This window comes from Cupriavidus agavae, from assembly GCF_004217045.1.
GTDB lineage: Bacteria > Pseudomonadota > Gammaproteobacteria > Burkholderiales > Burkholderiaceae > Cupriavidus > Cupriavidus agavae.
Genome location: NZ_SGXM01000011.1, coordinates 1 through 17,291, shown reverse-complemented (window position 1 = coordinate 17,291; position 17,291 = coordinate 1). Strand labels below are relative to the sequence as shown.

Below are 17,291 nucleotides of genomic sequence, written 5' to 3'. Positions count from 1 at the left end.
TGTCCGATGCTGTTGCGGCTCAGCCGAGCTGACGCACGCGCGCGATCATTTCCGCGCCGAAATCGAGATATGCCTTCGCGCCCTTCGATGACGCGTCGAACGCCACGCCGGGCATGCCATAAGACGGCGCCTCGGCCAACCGTACATTGCGCGGGATCACGGTCTTGAACACCTTGTCGCCGAAGTGCGCCTCGAGCTGGGCCGAGACCTGCTGCTGCAGCGTGACGCGCGGGTCGAACATCACGCGCAGCAGGCCAATCACCTTGAGATCGCGGTTCAGGTTGGCGTGCACCTGCTTGATCGTGTTGACGAGATCCGACAGCCCTTCCAGCGCGAAATACTCGCACTGCATCGGGACGATCACGCCATGCGCGGCGCACAGTCCGTTCAGCGTCAGCAGCGACAGCGACGGCGGGCAGTCGATCAACACGAAGTCGTACTGGTCGTCGACCTCGGCGAGCGCCTGCTTGAGGCGGCGCTCGCGCTGGTCCAGTTCCACCAGTTCCACTTCGGCGCCTGCCAGCTCGCGGTTGGCCGGCAGGACGTCATAGCCGCCCGACTCCGAACGCTGCCGTGCATCGGCCACCGAGGACAAGCCCACCAGCACCTGGTACACGCTTGATTCGAGCGCCTGCTTGTCGATGCCGGAGCCCATCGAGGCATTGCCCTGCGGGTCCAGATCCACCAGCAGCACACGTTGATCCTGCGCAACCAGGCCGGCGGCGAGATTCACCGTCGTGGTGGTCTTGCCCACGCCGCCCTTTTGGTTTGCGATCACGAATACCTTGGCCATATGCGCAGAAGCTCCTCAGTGCTCCATTGGTATTCGTAATACGAATGGAGCGTGCAAAATCTAGTTTAGGCTAATTCAACGCCTTGATAGAACTACCAAATGCCGCTCGGCAGCGAGTTCAGGCACGTGCAGCCGCGGCACGTCATCGACTTTCCAGTCCGCCATCAGGCCCGCAGCTTCCATCCGATCCAGCTCGGCCTGCGGATAGACGCCTTTCATCGCCAGCAACTTGCCACCCGGCGCCAGAAGCTGGCCGGACAGGCTGACGAAATCAGTTAGTTCAGCGAAGGCGCGTGAAGTGATGACCGCAAAGCCATTTTCGTCCTCGATGCCCTCGACCGGCCCCCAGTGGGCGCCGGCATTGGCCAACTGCAACTGGGCGCGACACTGGGTCAGGAACGCGGTCTTCTTCTGCACGATGTCGACCATCAGCACCGATACGTCAGGGCAGGCTATGGCCAGCGGCATTCCCGGCATGCCACCGCCCGAGCCGACGTCGAGCACCCTGCCCCGCGCAGCATCAGGTACGGCCGCGCTGCGGGCCGCCTCAGCCAAGGCGGGCACCGCCGCCAGCGAGTCGAACAGATGATGGGTCAGCATCTCATCGGGATGCCGGATGGCCGTGAGGTTGTAGACGCTGTTCCACTTGCGCAGCAACGTCAAATAGGCCAGCAGCGTCTCGATCTGCGGCGCCACCAGCGTCAGTCCGATATCGGCAAGCGCCTTTTCCAGGCGCCGGCGCTGCGCGGCGTCATCCACAACCGGGGTACGGTAGCCAGCCACTCAGGCGGCCTCCTGGCCACCAGCGGCCTTCGGATTGCGTCCCATGCCCTTCTTCTTCAGGTGCACCAGCAGCAGCGAAATCGCGGCTGGGGTCACGCCCGAAATGCGCGAGGCTTGCCCCAGGGTCTCCGGACGGTGCTGATTCAGCTTCTGACTGACCTCGAAACCAAGGCCGCGCACTTCGGTGTAGTCGAACTCTGGCGGCAGGCGGGTTGCCTCGTTGGCTTCGAGCTTGTCCACTTCGGCAGCCTGGCGGGCGATATAGCCGTGGTATTTGATACCGATCTCGATCTGTTCGCGGATCTGCTCTGCCAGCATGGCATCGTCGGCCAGCGGCGCGTCCGGTGCATATCGACCGTCCTGCAGCGCGACCAATGCCTCATAACCGACTTCCGGACGGCGCAGAAGGTCCGCCAGCGAATACTCGCGCTCGATCGGCTTGCCGAGCAGCGGCACCGCGTCCGCCTCAGGCAGCAGCGTCGGATTTACCCAGGTAGCCTTGAGCCGCTCTGTTTCACGTGAAACAGCGTCGCGCTTGCGGTTGAAGGCATCCCAGCGGGCGTCGTCCACCACGCCAAGCTCGCGCCCTGCTTCGGTCAGACGCATGTCCGCGTTATCTTCGCGCAGGCTCAAGCGGAACTCGGCGCGGCTGGTGAACATCCGGTACGGTTCGGTCACGCCGCGCGTGATCAGGTCGTCAACCAGCACGCCGAGGTAGGCTTGGTCGCGGCGCGGCGTCCAGGCATCCCGCTCACGTACGTAGCAGCCCGCATTGATACCGGCGAGCAGGCCCTGCGCAGCGGCCTCTTCGTAGCCCGTCGTACCGTTGATCTGCCCCGCGAAGAACAGACCCGCGATCGCCTTGCTTTCCAGCGATGCCTTCAGCCCACGCGGATCGAAATAGTCATACTCGATGGCGTAGCCGGGTCGCAGGATGTGGGCGTTCTCCATGCCCGGGATCGAGTGCACGAGGTCAAGCTGCACGTCGAACGGCAGGCTCGTGGAGATACCGTTCGGGTAGAACTCGTTAGTCGTCAGCCCTTCCGGCTCAAGGAAAATCTGATGGCTTTCCTTGCTGGCGAAGCGATGGATCTTGTCCTCGATACTCGGGCAGTAACGCGGCCCTACCCCTTCGATCACCCCGGTGTACATCGGCGAGCGGTCCAGACCGCTACGAATGATGTCGTGGGTACGGCTGTTGGTATGGGTAATCCAGCACGGTAGCTGCTGCGGATGCTGTTCCGGGCGCCCCAGGAACGAGAACACCGGCACCGGGTCAAGATCGCCGGGCTGCTCTTCCATGACAGAAAAATCGATCGTGCGGCCGTCAATGCGCGGCGGCGTACCGGTTTTCAGGCGACCCTGCGGCAGCTTCAGTTCCTTGAGTCGCGCCGACAGCGACACCGCAGCCGGATCGCCCGCACGCCCGCCGGTGTAGTTGTCGAGACCAACGTGGATCTTGCCGTCGAGGAATGTACCGGCCGTCAGCACCACGGCACGGGCCCGGAAATCGATTCCGGCCTGGGTGCGTGCACCGACTACGCGATCCCCTTCCACGATCAGGTCGTCCACCGCCTGCTGGAACAGCATCAGGTTTGCTTGATTTTCCAGTCGGGTACGGATGGCCTTGCGATACAGCACCCGATCAGCCTGGGCGCGCGTGGCGCGCACGGCAGGGCCCTTGCTGGAATTGAGGATGCGGAACTGGATGCCGGCCTCATCGGTGGCAGCAGCCATTGCGCCGCCCATGGCGTCCACTTCCTTGACCAGATGCCCCTTGCCAATGCCGCCGATCGACGGATTGCAGCTCATCTGACCAAGGGTCTCGATGTTGTGGGTCAGAAGCAGCGTCTGGCAGCCCATGCGCGCGGCGGCAAGGGCTGCTTCGGTGCCGGCGTGACCACCGCCGACGACAATGACGTCGAATTCTTTCGGGTAAAGCATGGGACACCTCCTCCGGGAGGCTGGGCGGGAAAATGCGGGATGCCGAATTATAGCGGCATTCGATTGGATGCCCCTGCCCTCGCGCCAATGTTTCACGTGAAACAGTGGGCCATGCCACGTGTCAGCCGCAATTGTGTTGTTTCACGTGAAACGTCTCAAAGAAAACCCCGCACTGGGCGGGGCTGGGTTCCGACGTTTCACGTGAAACACTTCAGGGAATCTGACTGCGAATGTACCCGGCCACTCTATTGCACAGCTTCCCTAGGTCCTGGCGCAGTGGCTCGAATCCCGCATTCGGTTCCTTGTTCGCTTCGTCCATGTAGAGTGGCCGTCGAATCTCGATTTGAAGGCTGTTGCGCCGTGCCAGGGGCTGCCCGATCTGGGCGATCAGCTGTACGCCCTTGTAGGGGTCGTTGCGAGACACCGTGTAGCCCAGTTCCCGGAGTTCCCGCTCCACCAGATCGACAAAGCCCGGCTCGCAGGTCGTACCGTCCCGGTCACCGAGCACGAAGTCTGCCAGCGGGTGCCGACTTTCGATCTTGAGCCGCTCGTAGGCGTTGTTCGGCATCGAGTGAAGGTTCAGATGCCAGAGCGCCCCGAAACGCTGGTAGGCGCCCTCCACCGCCTCGGACAGCGCAGCGTGGTAAGGCTGGTAGTAGCGGGCAATGCGCCCTTGCACCTCGGCCACCGAGAGCTGGCGGTCGTAGATGGCCGTGGCGGCATCGAGCCGGCGCCAGACCAGCCCGTAACCCAGACGGGTCTTGGGGCCCGGCGTCAGCGGAGTCGGCCACGGCGTGGCGAGCAGATCGGGATCAAGATCGTCCAGCGTCCGGTTTGGGTCGATATAGACCCGGGGGAAGGTTGCGGCCAGCAGGGTGCCACCGACGCTGGGCACCGCCGACCATAGCCTGTCGATATGGGTATCCTCGCCGCCGCGCAGCCGCTGCAGCGGCACCGCCGCGCCGAAATCGTCGGGATAGTGGACCCCGCTGTGCGGAGAATCACACACCAGAGGCAGCGCATCGCCCTCGGGCAGCGCCAGTGTGAACGGGCCGCCCGGTGCATCGCCCACCATTGCTTCAAAGGTCGCCATCGGTCAGTCCAGCTTGATATTGGCGGCCTTGGCCACACGGGCATAGCGGGCCATGGCCTGCTGGATCTGCGCCTTGAACTGGTCGGGCGTGGTCGGCATCAGGGTACCGCCCGATTCCTCCACCTTGCGCTTGAAGTCGGGGTTCTGCATCGCCTTGTGGATGGCCGCATTGAGCTTGTCGATGACCGGCTGCGGCGTGCCGGCGGGCGCCACGATGCCAAACCACCCGCCCTCGCCCATGTCCTTGTAGCCCAGTTCGGCATAGGTCGGCACGCTGGGCAGTTGCGGCGAACGCTGCGCGCCCAGTACCGCCAGGGCACGTAGCCGGCCGGCTTTCACGTGGGGCAGCGTGGTCGAGAGGTTGTCGGTGATGGCATTGACCTGCCCCGCCACGGCGTCATTGAGTGCCAGCCCGGCACCCTTGTACGGCACGTGCAGCAGGTCGATCTTCGCCAATGTCATGAAGTTCTCGATATTGACGTGCCCCAGCGAGCCCGCGCCGGGCGAGGCGAAGGTGTACTTGCCGGGGTTGGCCTTGGCCAGCGCGACGAACTCCTGCATGGTCTTGGCCGGCACGCTCGGATGCACGGCGAAGACGCTCGGGATCGCCACGACATTGGTCACGGGCGCGAAGTCCTTGATCGGGTCATAGCCCAGCTTCGGATAGACCGCCGGATTCGAACCATGGGTGCTGACCGTCGCCATGCCGATCGTGTAGCCGTCGGGCGTGGCGCGGGCCACCTGCTCCATGCCGATCGAGCCCCCTGCCCCGCCCTTGTTGTCGACGACGATGGTCTGCCCCAGCTCCCGGCCGGCGAACTCCGCCACCAGCCGCGCGGACAGATCGGTCGTCCCGCCGGCGGCGAACGGCACCACCAGCCGGATCGGCTTGGTGGGATAGCCGGACTGGGCAGCAGCAGGCAGGGCAAAGGCGCCTGCCACGGCTGTGGACAACACTGTGGACAACAGCCAGCGACGACGCGCTTCGACGGCTCTGTGGGCTCGGTTCATCGTGGAAACTCCTCTCTTATCGTTCTGGAATGGGTATACCGAGCAGCCAGTGTCCGCGAGTTTACCGGCCCGGCACAAACGACTATATTGCACGCTTCCATTACCAAAGATCATCTTCGGAGGGCCATGCGTATACGCTCGCCTTCAATGTCGGAACTGCACGCATTTGCCACGGCGGCACGGCTCGGCAGCTTTACCCGGGCCGCTGAAACGCTGTGCGTGACCCAAGGTGCGATCAGCCGCGCCATCGCCCGGCTGGAGGCGCATTTCGGACAGCCGCTGATTCATCGGAATGCCCACAGACTGACGCTGACCGAGGCTGGGCGCGGCTATCTGGACGCCATTGCCGCGCCGTTGGCCGCCCTGGAGAACGCCAGCGCAGCAATGTTCGAAGAGGATCGGCGCCACCATCTGACGCTTTCCGCGGTACCGACGCTGGCCAGTGTGTGGCTCGTGCCGCGCCTGCCGGATTTCCACCGCAGGCACCCCGACATCCGCCTGGACTTCGTGCCGTACCGCCGCGACGAGGATTTTTCCGGCGCAAAGCCGGACGCTGCGCTGCTGACCGGCGAGGCCAGCCAGTGGCCAAACTGGCAGGTGGATTACGTGATTGGGCGGGAGATGGTGCCGATCTGCCACCCGGCCCGGGCGCATGCGAGGCTGGCCGCGAATCTGTGGAAAACTCCGGCCGATCTGATGGCCGAACCGCTACTTTTCCACACAACTGCCCCCAGGAACTGGCAGCACTGGCTGCAGGCGGCTGGCGTACCCAGTGCTGCGCCCGCACTGGCGCGCGGATTCGATCAGGTGTCGATCCTGCTGGAGGCCGTGAAGGCTGACATGGGCGTGGCCGTACTCCAGCGATGCCTTGTCAGGGATGCGTTGCAGGCCGGTCAGGTGGTCGCGCCATTCGATTTGCCCGTGACCCTGAACCGGGGCTATTTCCTCTGCGCGCCACGTGAAAAGCGCGACCATCCCGCCCTGAATACCTTCCGAGCATGGCTGCTGGAACTGGCCCAAAACGATATCGCCGACCTCCTGCGCACATAGTTATCCACACTGTGGATAGCTTTGTGAACAACATCGGCTGGACGAATAAAAAATGGCACCGATTAGGTGCCATTATCTTCCATACGTATACGTCGACCCGCTATGCCGCCTTCTTCGCCAGTCCCAGATAGGTTTCGATCACCTTCGGGTTGCTGGCCAGCGCTGACGCCTCGCCCTCCATCGCCATGTCGCCGGTCTCGATCACGTACCCGTAGTCGGCCACCTGCAGCGCGGCGCGGGCGTTCTGCTCGATCAGCAAGGTTGCCACGCCGGTCTGGCGCAGATTGCTGATGATATGGAAGATCTCCTTCACGATCAGCGGCGCCAGCCCGAGGCTGGGTTCGTCGAGCATCAGCAGTTGCGGCTTGGCCATCAGCGCCCGCCCCACTGCCAGCATCTGGCGCTCTCCGCCTGACAGCGTGCCGGCCTCCTGCTTCGCCCGCTCGCGCAGACGCGGGAACAGGTCATAGACCACGTCCATCTGGTCGAGGTAGTTGCGCTCCCCGGCCCGCTTGCGCCGGAAGGCGCCCAGTTGCAGGTTGTCCTCGACGGTCATGGTGGCGAACAGCTCGCGCTTCTCGGGCACCAGGCACATGCCGCGCGCCACCCGCCCTTCCACGGGGATGCCGGCCATGTCGTGGTCCAGATAGCGCACTGACCCGCTCGATGATCCCGTGGCCGGCAGCGCGCCCATGATCGCGTTGAGCATGGTCGACTTGCCGGCGCCGTTGGGGCCGATCACGGTGACGATCTTGCCGGCCTGAACCTGCAGGTTGGCGCCATGCACCGCCTCCACCTTGCCGTAGCGCACGTGGAGGTCCTTCACTTCCAGAATCAGACTCATCTCAATTCCTCAGTCCACGCCGCCGAGATAGGCTTCGAGCACGGCCGGGTTCTTCTGCACCTCTTCCGGCACGCCCTCGGCGATGCGCGTGCCGAACTCCATCACTACCAGGCGATCGGTCAGGTTCATCACGAAATCCATGTCGTGCTCCACCAGCAGCACGCTCATGCCTTCGCCCTTGAGCTTGCGCAGCAGGTCGGCCAGCGCCTGCTTCTCCTTGTAGCGCAGGCCGGCCGCCGGCTCGTCGAGCAGCAGCAGCGCAGGGTCGCAGCACAGCGCCCGCGCGATCTCCAGGATGCGCTGCTGGCCCAGTGCCAGGCTGCCCGCCTCCATGTACATGCAGTCGGCCAGGCCCACGCGCTCCAGCTGGCGGCGTGCTTCGAACAGCAGCTTCTGCTCCTCGACGCGGTTCATCCGCAGGATGGCCGCCGATACCCCGCCCTGCGCACGGAAGTCGCCGCGCAGATGCGCGCCGATGGCCACGTTTTCGAGCACGGTCATGGTCGGCAACAGATGCACGTGCTGGAACGTGCGGCCCACGCCACGCTTGACGATCTCGCGCGACGGCAGGCCCGAGATCACCTCGCCGCGGTACCGCACCTCGCCGCCCGTGAGCGGCAGCACGCCCGTGACAAGGTTGAACGTGGTGGACTTGCCGGCACCGTTCGGTCCGATCAGTCCGATGATCTCGCCGGCGCGCACCTCGAAACTCACATCGTTCACGGCAACCAGCCCGCCAAACTGCTTGCGGGCCCGGCGCACATCGAGCACCAGTTCGCCAGCCTCGGGTTTCTGGCGCACCGGCAGCGGCGGTGCGGCGTCGGGCGCGGCCACCGGCGGCCCCGACGGCACCAGCCGCCGCAGGAACGGCCACATGCCGTCACGCGCGTACTGCAGCAGCAGCACCAGCAGCACACCGAACACGATGATCTCGAAGTTGCCGGTGGTGCCCAGCAGACGGGGCAGCACGCCCTGCAGCACATCCTTGAGGATGGTCAGCACGCCCGCGCCCAGCACTGCGCCCCACACATGGCCCACACCGCCCACCACGGCCATGAACAGGTACTCGATGCCGTAGTTGAGGCCGAACGGCGTGGGATTCACGGCGCGCTGCAGGTGCGCGTAGAGGAAGCCCGACACGCACGCCAGGATCGCCGCCACGACAAAGATCACCACCTTCATCCATGCCGTGTTCACACCCATGGCCTCGGCCATCGTGCCGCCGCCCTTGAGCGCGCGGATGGCGCGGCCCGGCCGCGAGTTCAGCAGGTTCTGCATCGCAAACACCGACAGCAGCACCACCGCCCAGATCAGGTAGAACATCGCCCGCCCGGACTGCAGGTCGATGCCGAGGAACGAGAGCACGGGAATGCCGTTGAGGCCGTCGTACTTGCCCAGGAACTCCAGGTTGCCGAACAGGAAGAACAGCGAGAGCCCCCAGGCAATGGTGGCCAGCGGCAGGTAATGGCCCGACATGCGCATCGTGATCAGCCCTATCACGTACGCGGAGGCCACCGTGATCACCAGCCCCACCAGCAGGCCGAACCACGGCGAAAGCCCGAACTGCGTGGTCAGGTACGCCGTGCTGTAGGCGCCCAGGCCCACGAACGCGGCCTGCCCGAACGACGTCATGCCGCCTACGCCAGTCAGCAGCACCAGCCCGATCGCCACGATGCTGTAGAGCCCGATGTAGTTGCCGAGCGTGATCCAGAATTCGGGCGTGGGCAGCACGGGCAGCAGCGCCAGCACGATGACGAAGGCCACCACCAGCAGGCGGTTGCGCAGCGCCCCACGCGCAGGCGCGGCGGGGCGCGAAGCCGGCGCGTCTTTCATGGCGGTCTCCAGCGGTTTGTCAGTGAGCATCGTCATCGCTTACTCCTCTTCCTCGACGTGCTTGCTGGTCAGCGAACGCCACAGCAGCACCGGAATGATCAGCGTGAAGACGATGACCTCCTTGAACGCACTCGCCCAGAACGACGAATACGATTCCAGCAGCCCCACCAGCAGCGCGCCAAGCGCCGCCACCGGATAGCTGACCAGCCCGCCGACGATGGCGCCGACAAAGCCCTTCAGGCCCACCAGGAAGCCCGACTCGTAGTACACGGTGGTCAGCGGCGCGATCAGCACGCCGCACAGCGCGCCCATGGCGGCGGCCAGCGTGAACGAGAGCCGCCCGGCCTGCGTGGTGCCGATGCCCACCAGCCGCGCCCCAAGCCGGTTGACGGCCGTGGCGCGCAGCGCCTTGCCTTGCAGCGTGCGCTCGAAATAGAAATACAGCGCCGCGATCAGCGCGCCCGATACCGCCACCACCCAGAGGCTCTGACCCGAGACCGTCAGCGTGCCTATCTCGAAGCGCGCCTCGGAGAACGGCGTGGTGCGCGAGCCTTCGGCGCCAAACATCACCAGCCCGAGTCCCACCAGCGCGAAGTGCACGCCCACCGAGACGATCAGCAGCACCAGCGTGCTGGCTTCGGCCAGCGGCTGGTAGGCCAGGCGGTACAGCATGGGCCCCAGCGGGATCACGATCAGCAGCGTCAGCGCCACCTGCGCGGCCATCGGCAGCGGCTGGCCGCCGTACTGCTGCACCAGCAGGTGCACGGCCGCCGGAAACAGCAGGTACTTGCCGCCGAGGATCGCCATGCGGCGCGCCGCGGTAGCGCGCAGGTCGGGGCTGCGCAGCACCGTCACGCATTCGTAGACGAAGGTCAGGACACCCATGGCCAGCAGCAGCCATGTGGTCTGCGGCGCATGGCCGGCCTGCATCGCGGCCAGCGTCAGCGCGCCGTAGGCGACGAACTCGCCCTGGGGAATGAAGATGACGCGCGTCACCGAGAACACCAGCACCAGCGCCAGTGCCAGCAGCGCGTAGATCGCGCCGGAGGTGATGCCGTCCTGCGCCAGAATGGCCGCAATCGAAAGGTCCATTGTCTCCCCGTATCGTGGGTATTGATCTGCGAAGGGTTCGCGTCGCCAGCATAGCCGGGCTGCCCTGCAACGAATCGTATTTCTACGAGATTGCGGACAAAAAAAGGGCGCATGGATGACCATGCGCCCCCGGTTGCTACGCTTACCCCGCGCGTGCTCCTGCCAGACGTGTGGTGTGCCGGCTTACTTCTGCAGCTGCCACTTGCCGTCGACGATCTGCACCATCACGCGCGCGCGCTGGTCCATGCCGAGGTGGTCGGTGGGGCTCATGTTGATGATGCCGTGCGAGACGGGCAGGTTCTTCGTCTGCTCCAGCGCGTCGCGCAGCGCCTTGCGGAATTCCCTGGTGCCCGGCTGGCCCTTCTTGAGCGCCTCGGGAATCGCGTTCTGCAGCAGCAGGCCGGCATCCCAGGCGTGGCCGCCGAAAGTCGACACCTGGCCGCCGAACGCCTTCTCGTAGGCCATCTTGTACGTCATGGCCGGCTTCTTGACCGGGTTGCTGTCGGGCAACTGGTCGGCCACCAGCAACGGACCCGCCGGCAGCAGCGTGCCTTCGCAGTCCTTGCCGCAGACGCGCAGGAAGTCGGGGTTGGCCACGCCGTGGGTCTGGTAGATGCGGCCCTTGTAGCCGCGCTCCTTGAGCGCCTTGGCCGGCAGCGCGGCAGGCGTGCCCGAGCCGGCGATCAGCACCGCGTCGGCGTTGGCGCCCATCAGCTTGAGCACCTGGCCGGTCACCGAGTTGTCGGTGCGCGCAAAGCGCTCGTTGGCCACCACCTTGATCTTGCGCATCTCCGCCACCTTGGCGAACTCCTGCGCCCAGCTCTCGCCGTAGGCATCCGCGAAGCCGATGAACGCCACCGTCTTCACGTTGTGGTTGGTCATGTGCTCGGCGATGGCCGTGGCCATGTGCGAATCGTTCTGGGGGGTCTTGAAGACCCAGGCGCGCTTGGCGTCCATGGGCTCGATGATGCGCGCCGAGGCGGCCATCGAGATCATCGGCGTCTCGCTCTCGGCGGCCACGTCCACCATCGCCAGCGAGTTCGGCGTGACGGTGGAACCCACCACCACGTCCACCTTGTCCTCGCTGATCAGCTTGCGCGTGTTCTTGACCGCGGTGGTCGTGTCGGTGGCGTCGTCGAGCACGATGTACTCGATCTTCTTGCCCGCGATTTCCTTCGGCAGCAGCGTGAACGTGTTTTTCTCGGGGATGCCGAGCGAGGCGGCCGGACCCGTGGCCGATACCGTGACCCCGACCTTCACCTGGGCGCTGGCCGTGCCGGCGCAGAGGCTGGCCGCGGCAAGTGCCAGCAAGCTGGCGCGCTTGAACGTCATTGCGTGTCTCCTTCGGTTCCTAAACGGAAAAAGGCATCCGTCGGCTTCCGGCCGGCGGATGCCCTCAGTTCTTGTCGCGGCCCGCTTGTCTGGCGCGGGCTCTGCCGGACGCAACGCTGGCATCCGATCATGCGGAGCGCGCGAGCGCCCCTGGTTTCCCGTCCTGCGCCCGCTAACCCCGGATTGCGCAGTTGCATTCCCCGACCGCTCGGTCGGGAATGCGAATCGAGTCTAACACAGCGATTTGCGTCGAAAAGCGGGATTAACCCGCAGCGGCACGGGCGCAACAGTGCGGGTTGCGCCCTGCCCCGCTTACCGCAGGAACGCGTCGTAGGCGGTCTTCACGATCAGCGCGCTGACTACCACGATGAAGACCTTGCGCACGAAGCGGCTGCCATGGCGCAGCGCCAGCTTGCTGCCCACCTGGCTGCCCGCCACGTTGGCCACGGCCATCACCAGGCCAAGCTGCCACCAGACGTGGCCCTTCGACGCCAGCAACAGCAGCGCCGCCAGGTTGGTGGCCAGGTTCACCACCTTCGATGACGCCGACGCGTGCAGGAAGTCGTACCCGAACACGCGTACGAACACGATCATCAGGAAGCTGCCGGTGCCGGGGCCGAACACGCCGTCATAGAAGCCGATCGAGGCGCCAGTCAGCAGCGCCGCCAGACGCTCGCGGCCGCCGGTCAGCGACGGCGCGTGCTCGGTGCCGAGATCCTTCTTCGCCACCGTGTAGGCCAGCAGCACCAGCAGCACGAACGGCAGCGCCTTGCGCAGCGGCTCGGCCGGGATCATGGTGAGCGTCCACGCGCCCGCCATGGCAAACACGAAGGCGGCGACCAGCGCGGGGCCGGTGGCGCCCCAGTAGATCTTCACGGTGCGGGCGTAGCGGGCGGCAGCGTTGAACGTGCCGGCCATCGAGGCCACCTTGGTCGTACCGATCAGCGTGGCCGGCGACATGTTGGGGTAGGTGGAAAACAGCGCGGGCACCTGCACCAGTCCGCCACCGCCCGCCACGGCATCGATCAGGCCAGCCAGAAAGGCGGCCACGGCGAGAAAAGCAAACTCCATGGGAAACCGTCGAAAAGAAAAAAGATAGAAAGGAAATACGTGCCGTAAGCGCCGCTTTTACGCCATTTGCGCTAGCCGAGCCGCTTTGCAGTGGGAACGAGGCTGCGCAGCCAGAGACCGCTGCCGTCCCGCTCGTAGCCAGGGGCTGGCGCCCCGCCTTCGCCCGCCAGCCCCGGCGCCACGGCGATCGCCCGGATGCCATGCGCGCGGCACCAATCGGCCAATTCGTCGAGGCACGGCGCCAGGCGGGCTTGCGGCCCCCACCACTCGGACACCAGCGCCAGGCGGCCGCCGGTGCCAAGGCTGTGGATAAGTGGGACGGGCAGCAGGCACTCGACGGCCTCAGGCACCGCCGTGGTGCCGCCCACCAGACATAGCCCCTGCCCACCCTGCGCCAGCAACGCCTCGAGCGAAAGCCGCCGCGCGCGGGCCTCGGGCACCGCCAGCGGCGCCCGCGCCATCAGCCAGGCATCGAGCATGGCGGCATCGGCGCCCACGCCAACGCGTACCCAGTGCTGCGCGGGCAGCGGGGAAGAAAAAGGGCTTGGGGAGGGATCGGACATGGCGGGCCTGGAAGCAGGCAGCCATTGTCTCATGGGGGCTGGCGGGGATTGATGCCGATGCGGCATGGGCGCCGCCTGACGGTCGGATCGGGTCGAAAAATGGCCGATTTCCGACCCTGGAAATGAAAAAGGCGTCGCCGGGGATCACCCAGCAACGCCTTTTTATCTATTTGGCTGCTGCTACCCGACACCGGGTGCGCGCCTGTCGTCTCCTCGCTTCCGCCTCCAAGTAACCTGCGAAAACCGTATATGCAATGTAACGAACCGGTGCGTATGAAACAAGTCAGCAATAACCCTAGCCCCAAAATCGGGCATGTCGCCCGGTCTGCACACCGGGCTGGCGCTACTTCTTGCGGCTGGTCAGCGCGATCAGCTCGCCCATGATGCCGCGGCGGAACGTCAGCACGCAGATCACGAAGATGATGCCGGTCACCATCGTCACCGACTCGCCCAGCGCGTTGAACCAACCGATGCCGGTCAGGTTCGCCAGGAAGCTGCCGATGTCGCCGAGCTTGTTCTCCAGCGCCACGATCACGAATGCGCCAACGACCGGACCCGACAGCGTACCCAGGCCGCCCACCAGCGTCATCAGGATCACGGAGCCCGACATCGACCAGTGCACGTCAGTCAGCGTGCCGAAGCCCAGCACCAGCGCCTTGATCGAACCGGCCAGCCCGGACAGCGCCGCCGAGATCACGAAGGCCAGCAGCTTGAAGCGGTCGACGTCGTACCCCAGCGAGATGGCACGCGGTTCGTTCTCGCGGATGGCCTTCAGGATCTGGCCGAACGGCGAGTGCACGGTACGCACGATCAGCGCGAACGCGGCCACGATGATGACCAGCGCCACGTAGTAGAGCGTCGTGTCGTCGGACAGCGACAGCACGCCGAACAGCTTGCCGCGCGGAATGCCCTGCAGCCCGTCCTCGCCGCCCGTGAACGGCGACTGCAGGCACAGGAAGAACAGCATCTGCGCCAGCGCCAGCGTGATCATCGAGAAGTAGATGCCCTGCCGGCGGATCGCCAGCGAGCCCACCACGTAGCCGATCGCCGCGCCCGAGAGCGTGCCGAACAGCAGGCCCAGCTCCGGTGTCACGCCCCAGACCTTCATCGCGTGGCCGGCCGCATAACCCGCGCCGCCGAAGAACGCCGCATGGCCGAACGAGAGCAGGCCCGTGAAGCCGATCAGCAGGTTGAACGCGCAGGCGAACAGCGCGAAGCACAGCACCTTGAGCACGAACACCGGGTAGGCGCCCGCCATCGGCGCCACAATCAGCCCCAGCAGCAGCAGGCCGTACAGCACCTTCTTCTGCATGCCCGTGCCTTCCTTGAAACCCTTCGCTTCTACTGCCATCGCAGTTTGTCCAGTCGGTCCGCTCATTACTTTTCCCTCCCGAACAGCCCGGCCGGGCGCAGCAGCAGCACGATCACCATGATGACGAACACCACGGTTGCCGATGCCTCAGGATAAAACACCTTGGTCAGCCCCTCGACCACCCCGAGCCCGAGGCCCGTGACGATCGATCCCATGATCGAGCCCATGCCGCCGATCACCACCACCGCGAACACCACGATGATCAGGTTCTGGCCCATCAGCGGCGAGACCTGGATCACCGGCGCCGCCAGCACGCCCGCAAACGCGGCCAGCGCCACGCCGAAGCCGTAGGTCAGCGTCACCATCAGCGGCACGTTGACGCCGAAGGCCTCTACCATCTTGGGATTCTCCGTGCCGGCGCGCAGGTAGGCGCCCAGCTTGGTCTTCTCGATCACGAACCAGGTGGCCAGGCAGACCACGATCGACGCCACGACCACCCAGGCGCGATAGTTCGGCAGGATCATGAAGCCCAGGTCGGTGGCACCCTGCAGCGCGTCGGGTGGCGAGTACGGCAGCCCCGACACCCCATAGATCGAGCGGAACACGCCCTCGATCACCAGCGTGATGCCCAGCGTGAGCAGCAGGCCGTAGATGTGGTCGAGCTTGTAGATCCAGCGCAGCATCGTCTTCTCGATGACGATGCCCACCACGCCGACAACCAGCGGCGAGAGCAGCAGCATCACCCAGTAATTGAGCCCGGCGTACTCCATGCCCGCCCAGGCCAGCAGCGCCCCGAGCATGAACAGTGCGCCGTGCGCGAAGTTGATCACGTTGAGCAGGCCGAAGATCACGGCCAGCCCCAGGCTCAGCATCGCGTAGAAAGCGCCATTGACCAGCCCCAGCAGCAACTGGGACAGCATGGCGGGTAGTGGGATTCCAAAGATATCCATGACTCAGGTTGCCTTGTAGGTCTCCCCTCTCCCACTGAGTGGGAGAGGGGTTGGGGGAGAGGGCACGGCGCTTTGTATGGCGATCAACGCATCCTGACGCACCCGCCCTCTCCCCCTGCCCCTCTCCCGCCATGCGGGAGAGGGGAGCAAACCATCGCGGTTCGCTTGCTGCCTTACTTCTTCAGCATCGCGCACTTCGACTCGGCGACCGTCGTGAAGGCCTGGTCGCCCGGGATCGTCGCGGCGACCTTCAGGTAGTCCCACGGCTTCTTCGAGTCGGCCGGTGCCTTGACCTGCATCAGGTACATGTCGTGCACGTAGCGGCCATCGCCACGGATCTGGCCCTTGCTGTAGAAGTCGTTGAGCTTCATCTGCTTGAGCTGGGCCATGACCTTGTCTGCGTCGTCGGTCTTGGCGGCTTCCACGGCCTTCAGGTAGTTGCTGACCGCGGAGTAGTCGGCGGCCTGCAGGCTGCTCGGCATCTTCTTCATCTTGCCGAAGAAGCGGTTGGCAAACTTGCGCGTGTCGTCGTTCATGTCCCAGTACCAGCTGTCGGTCATCAGCAGGCCCTCGGTGTTCTTCAGGCCCAGGCTGTGCACATCGTTGATGAACATCAGCAGGCCGGCGATCTTCATCGTCTTGGTGATGCCGAATTCCTTGGCCGCCTTGATCGAGTTGATCGTGTCGCCACCGGCGTTCGCCAGGCCCAGGATATCGGCCTTCGAGGCCTGCGCCTGCAGCAGGAACGACGAGAAGTCTGACGCCGACAGCGGGTGGCGCACCTGGCCCACCACCGTGCCGCCGTTGGCCTTGACCACGGCGGCGGTGTCGTTTTCGAGCGAGTGGCCGAAGGCGTAGTCGGCGGTCAGGAAGAACCACTTCTTGCCGCCCTGCTTGACCACCGCGCTGCCGGTGCCCTTGGCCAGCGCCACCGTGTCGTACGCGTAGTGCACCGTGTACGGCGAGCACTCCTCGTTGGTCAGGCGGGCCGTGCCGGCGCCGATGTTGATGTAGACGCGCTTCTTCTCCTGCGCCACCTTGTTCATGGCCAGCGCCGTGGCCGAGTTGGTGCCGCCCAGCAGCATGTCCAGGCCCTGCTGGTCCATCCACTCGCGCGCCTTCGAGGCGGCGATGTCGGCCTTGTTCTGGTGGTCGGCCGAGACCAGCTCGATCGGCTTGCCCAGTACCTTGCCGCCATGGTCCTCGATGGCCATCTTGACCGCCTCGAGGCCGCCAGGGCCGTCGATGTCGGCATACAGGCCCGACAGGTCGGTGATGTAGCCGATCTTCACCGTGTCATTCGTCACCTGCGCCGAGGCGCCCCCTGCAAACGCACCAAAGACAGTTGCCGCCACTGCGACAGCCAGCCGGGTCATCTTCATGTTTTGTCTCCTGAGTTGTGGCGGCGCGCTCACGCCATCCATTGCTGCAAGTCGCCGACAGTGCGACTAAAAGTACGATCGCTTCACCGGGCGGTGTCGCCGATCAGACCCCAAGCAGTTCGTTGAGCACCGGCATCTTGGCCTGCAGCTCGCTGGCCGCGAAGCGCTCGACGATGGTGCCGTGCTCCATCACGTAGAAGCGGTCGGCCAGCGGCGCGGCAAAGCGGAAGTTCTGCTC

General features: G+C 65.2%; 15 protein-coding genes and 1 pseudogene. 1 reads left to right on the top strand and 15 read right to left on the bottom strand.

Annotated features, from left to right (window positions below; all coding sequences use genetic code 11):
* Positions 1–19 precede the first annotated feature (19 nt).
* From EV147_RS23645 to EV147_RS23625, 5 genes are all read right to left on the bottom strand, one after another.
* Positions 20–793, bottom strand: coding sequence for a ParA family protein (locus EV147_RS23645; protein ID WP_130393666.1), 774 nt, complete (start codon positions 791–793; stop codon positions 20–22).
* Positions 794–868: 75 nt separating this feature from the next.
* The gene (gene rsmG, locus EV147_RS23640) at positions 869–1,576 is read right to left on the bottom strand and encodes a 16S rRNA (guanine(527)-N(7))-methyltransferase RsmG (RefSeq protein ID WP_130393665.1); all 708 of its coding nucleotides are present in this window, start codon (positions 1,574–1,576) and stop codon (positions 869–871) included.
* The gene (mnmG, locus tag EV147_RS23635; RefSeq protein ID WP_130393664.1) at positions 1,577–3,520 is read right to left on the bottom strand and encodes a tRNA uridine-5-carboxymethylaminomethyl(34) synthesis enzyme MnmG; all 1,944 of its coding nucleotides are present in this window, start codon (positions 3,518–3,520) and stop codon (positions 1,577–1,579) included.
* A 211-nt stretch (positions 3,521–3,731) separates the two neighbouring features.
* On the bottom strand, positions 3,732–4,613 hold the full coding sequence (locus EV147_RS23630) for an N-formylglutamate amidohydrolase (protein WP_130393663.1): 882 nt from the start codon (positions 4,611–4,613) through the stop codon (positions 3,732–3,734).
* A gap of 3 nt (positions 4,614–4,616) precedes the next feature.
* Positions 4,617–5,624 (bottom strand): tripartite tricarboxylate transporter substrate binding protein BugE, encoded by a 1,008-nt coding sequence (locus tag EV147_RS23625; RefSeq protein WP_130393662.1) that lies wholly within the window; start codon positions 5,622–5,624, stop codon positions 4,617–4,619.
* A gap of 126 nt (positions 5,625–5,750) precedes the next feature.
* On the opposite strand from EV147_RS23625, the gene EV147_RS23620 reads away from it, so the two are divergent.
* On the top strand, positions 5,751–6,674 hold the full coding sequence (locus tag EV147_RS23620; RefSeq protein ID WP_130393661.1) for a LysR substrate-binding domain-containing protein: 924 nt from the start codon (positions 5,751–5,753) through the stop codon (positions 6,672–6,674).
* Positions 6,675–6,774: 100 nt separating this feature from the next.
* Here EV147_RS23620 and EV147_RS23615 read toward each other — a convergent pair whose 3' ends face one another.
* From EV147_RS23615 to EV147_RS26365, 10 genes and pseudogenes are all read right to left on the bottom strand, one after another.
* A complete protein-coding gene (locus tag EV147_RS23615; RefSeq protein ID WP_130393660.1) occupies positions 6,775–7,518 on the bottom strand; it encodes an ABC transporter ATP-binding protein in 744 nt (247 codons plus the stop codon).
* Between the two features lie 9 nt (positions 7,519–7,527).
* Positions 7,528–9,387, bottom strand: a complete 1,860-nt coding sequence (locus EV147_RS23610) for a branched-chain amino acid ABC transporter ATP-binding protein/permease (protein ID WP_407923284.1) — start codon at positions 9,385–9,387, stop codon at positions 7,528–7,530.
* A 3-nt stretch (positions 9,388–9,390) separates the two neighbouring features.
* Positions 9,391–10,443 carry a branched-chain amino acid ABC transporter permease gene (locus EV147_RS23605; protein ID WP_130393659.1) on the bottom strand — a complete coding sequence of 351 codons (1,053 nt, stop codon included), beginning with the start codon at positions 10,441–10,443 and terminating at the stop codon, positions 9,391–9,393.
* Between the two features lie 183 nt (positions 10,444–10,626).
* Positions 10,627–11,775 carry an ABC transporter substrate-binding protein gene (locus EV147_RS23600; RefSeq protein ID WP_130393658.1) on the bottom strand — a complete coding sequence of 383 codons (1,149 nt, stop codon included), beginning with the start codon at positions 11,773–11,775 and terminating at the stop codon, positions 10,627–10,629.
* A gap of 312 nt (positions 11,776–12,087) precedes the next feature.
* On the bottom strand, positions 12,088–12,846 hold the full coding sequence (locus tag EV147_RS23595; protein WP_130393657.1) for a sulfite exporter TauE/SafE family protein: 759 nt from the start codon (positions 12,844–12,846) through the stop codon (positions 12,088–12,090).
* A 71-nt stretch (positions 12,847–12,917) separates the two neighbouring features.
* On the bottom strand, positions 12,918–13,409 hold the full coding sequence (locus tag EV147_RS23590; RefSeq protein WP_130393656.1) for a hypothetical protein: 492 nt from the start codon (positions 13,407–13,409) through the stop codon (positions 12,918–12,920).
* A 343-nt stretch (positions 13,410–13,752) separates the two neighbouring features.
* Complete coding sequence (locus EV147_RS23585; RefSeq protein ID WP_130393655.1) at positions 13,753–14,787, bottom strand: branched-chain amino acid ABC transporter permease; 1,035 nt, start codon at positions 14,785–14,787, stop codon at positions 13,753–13,755.
* Positions 14,787–15,671: a branched-chain amino acid ABC transporter permease gene (locus EV147_RS23580; RefSeq protein ID WP_130393654.1), complete on the bottom strand. Its 885-nt coding sequence runs from the start codon at positions 15,669–15,671 to the stop codon at positions 14,787–14,789. Before EV147_RS23580 ends, EV147_RS23585 begins: the two co-directional genes overlap by 1 nt.
* A gap of 173 nt (positions 15,672–15,844) precedes the next feature.
* Entirely contained in the window at positions 15,845–17,053 is a 1,209-nt protein-coding gene (locus EV147_RS23575; RefSeq protein WP_130393653.1) for an ABC transporter substrate-binding protein, read from the bottom strand.
* Between the two features lie 103 nt (positions 17,054–17,156).
* Positions 17,157–17,291 (bottom strand): annotated as a pseudogene (locus EV147_RS26365) (ABC transporter ATP-binding protein); the annotation flags it as partial.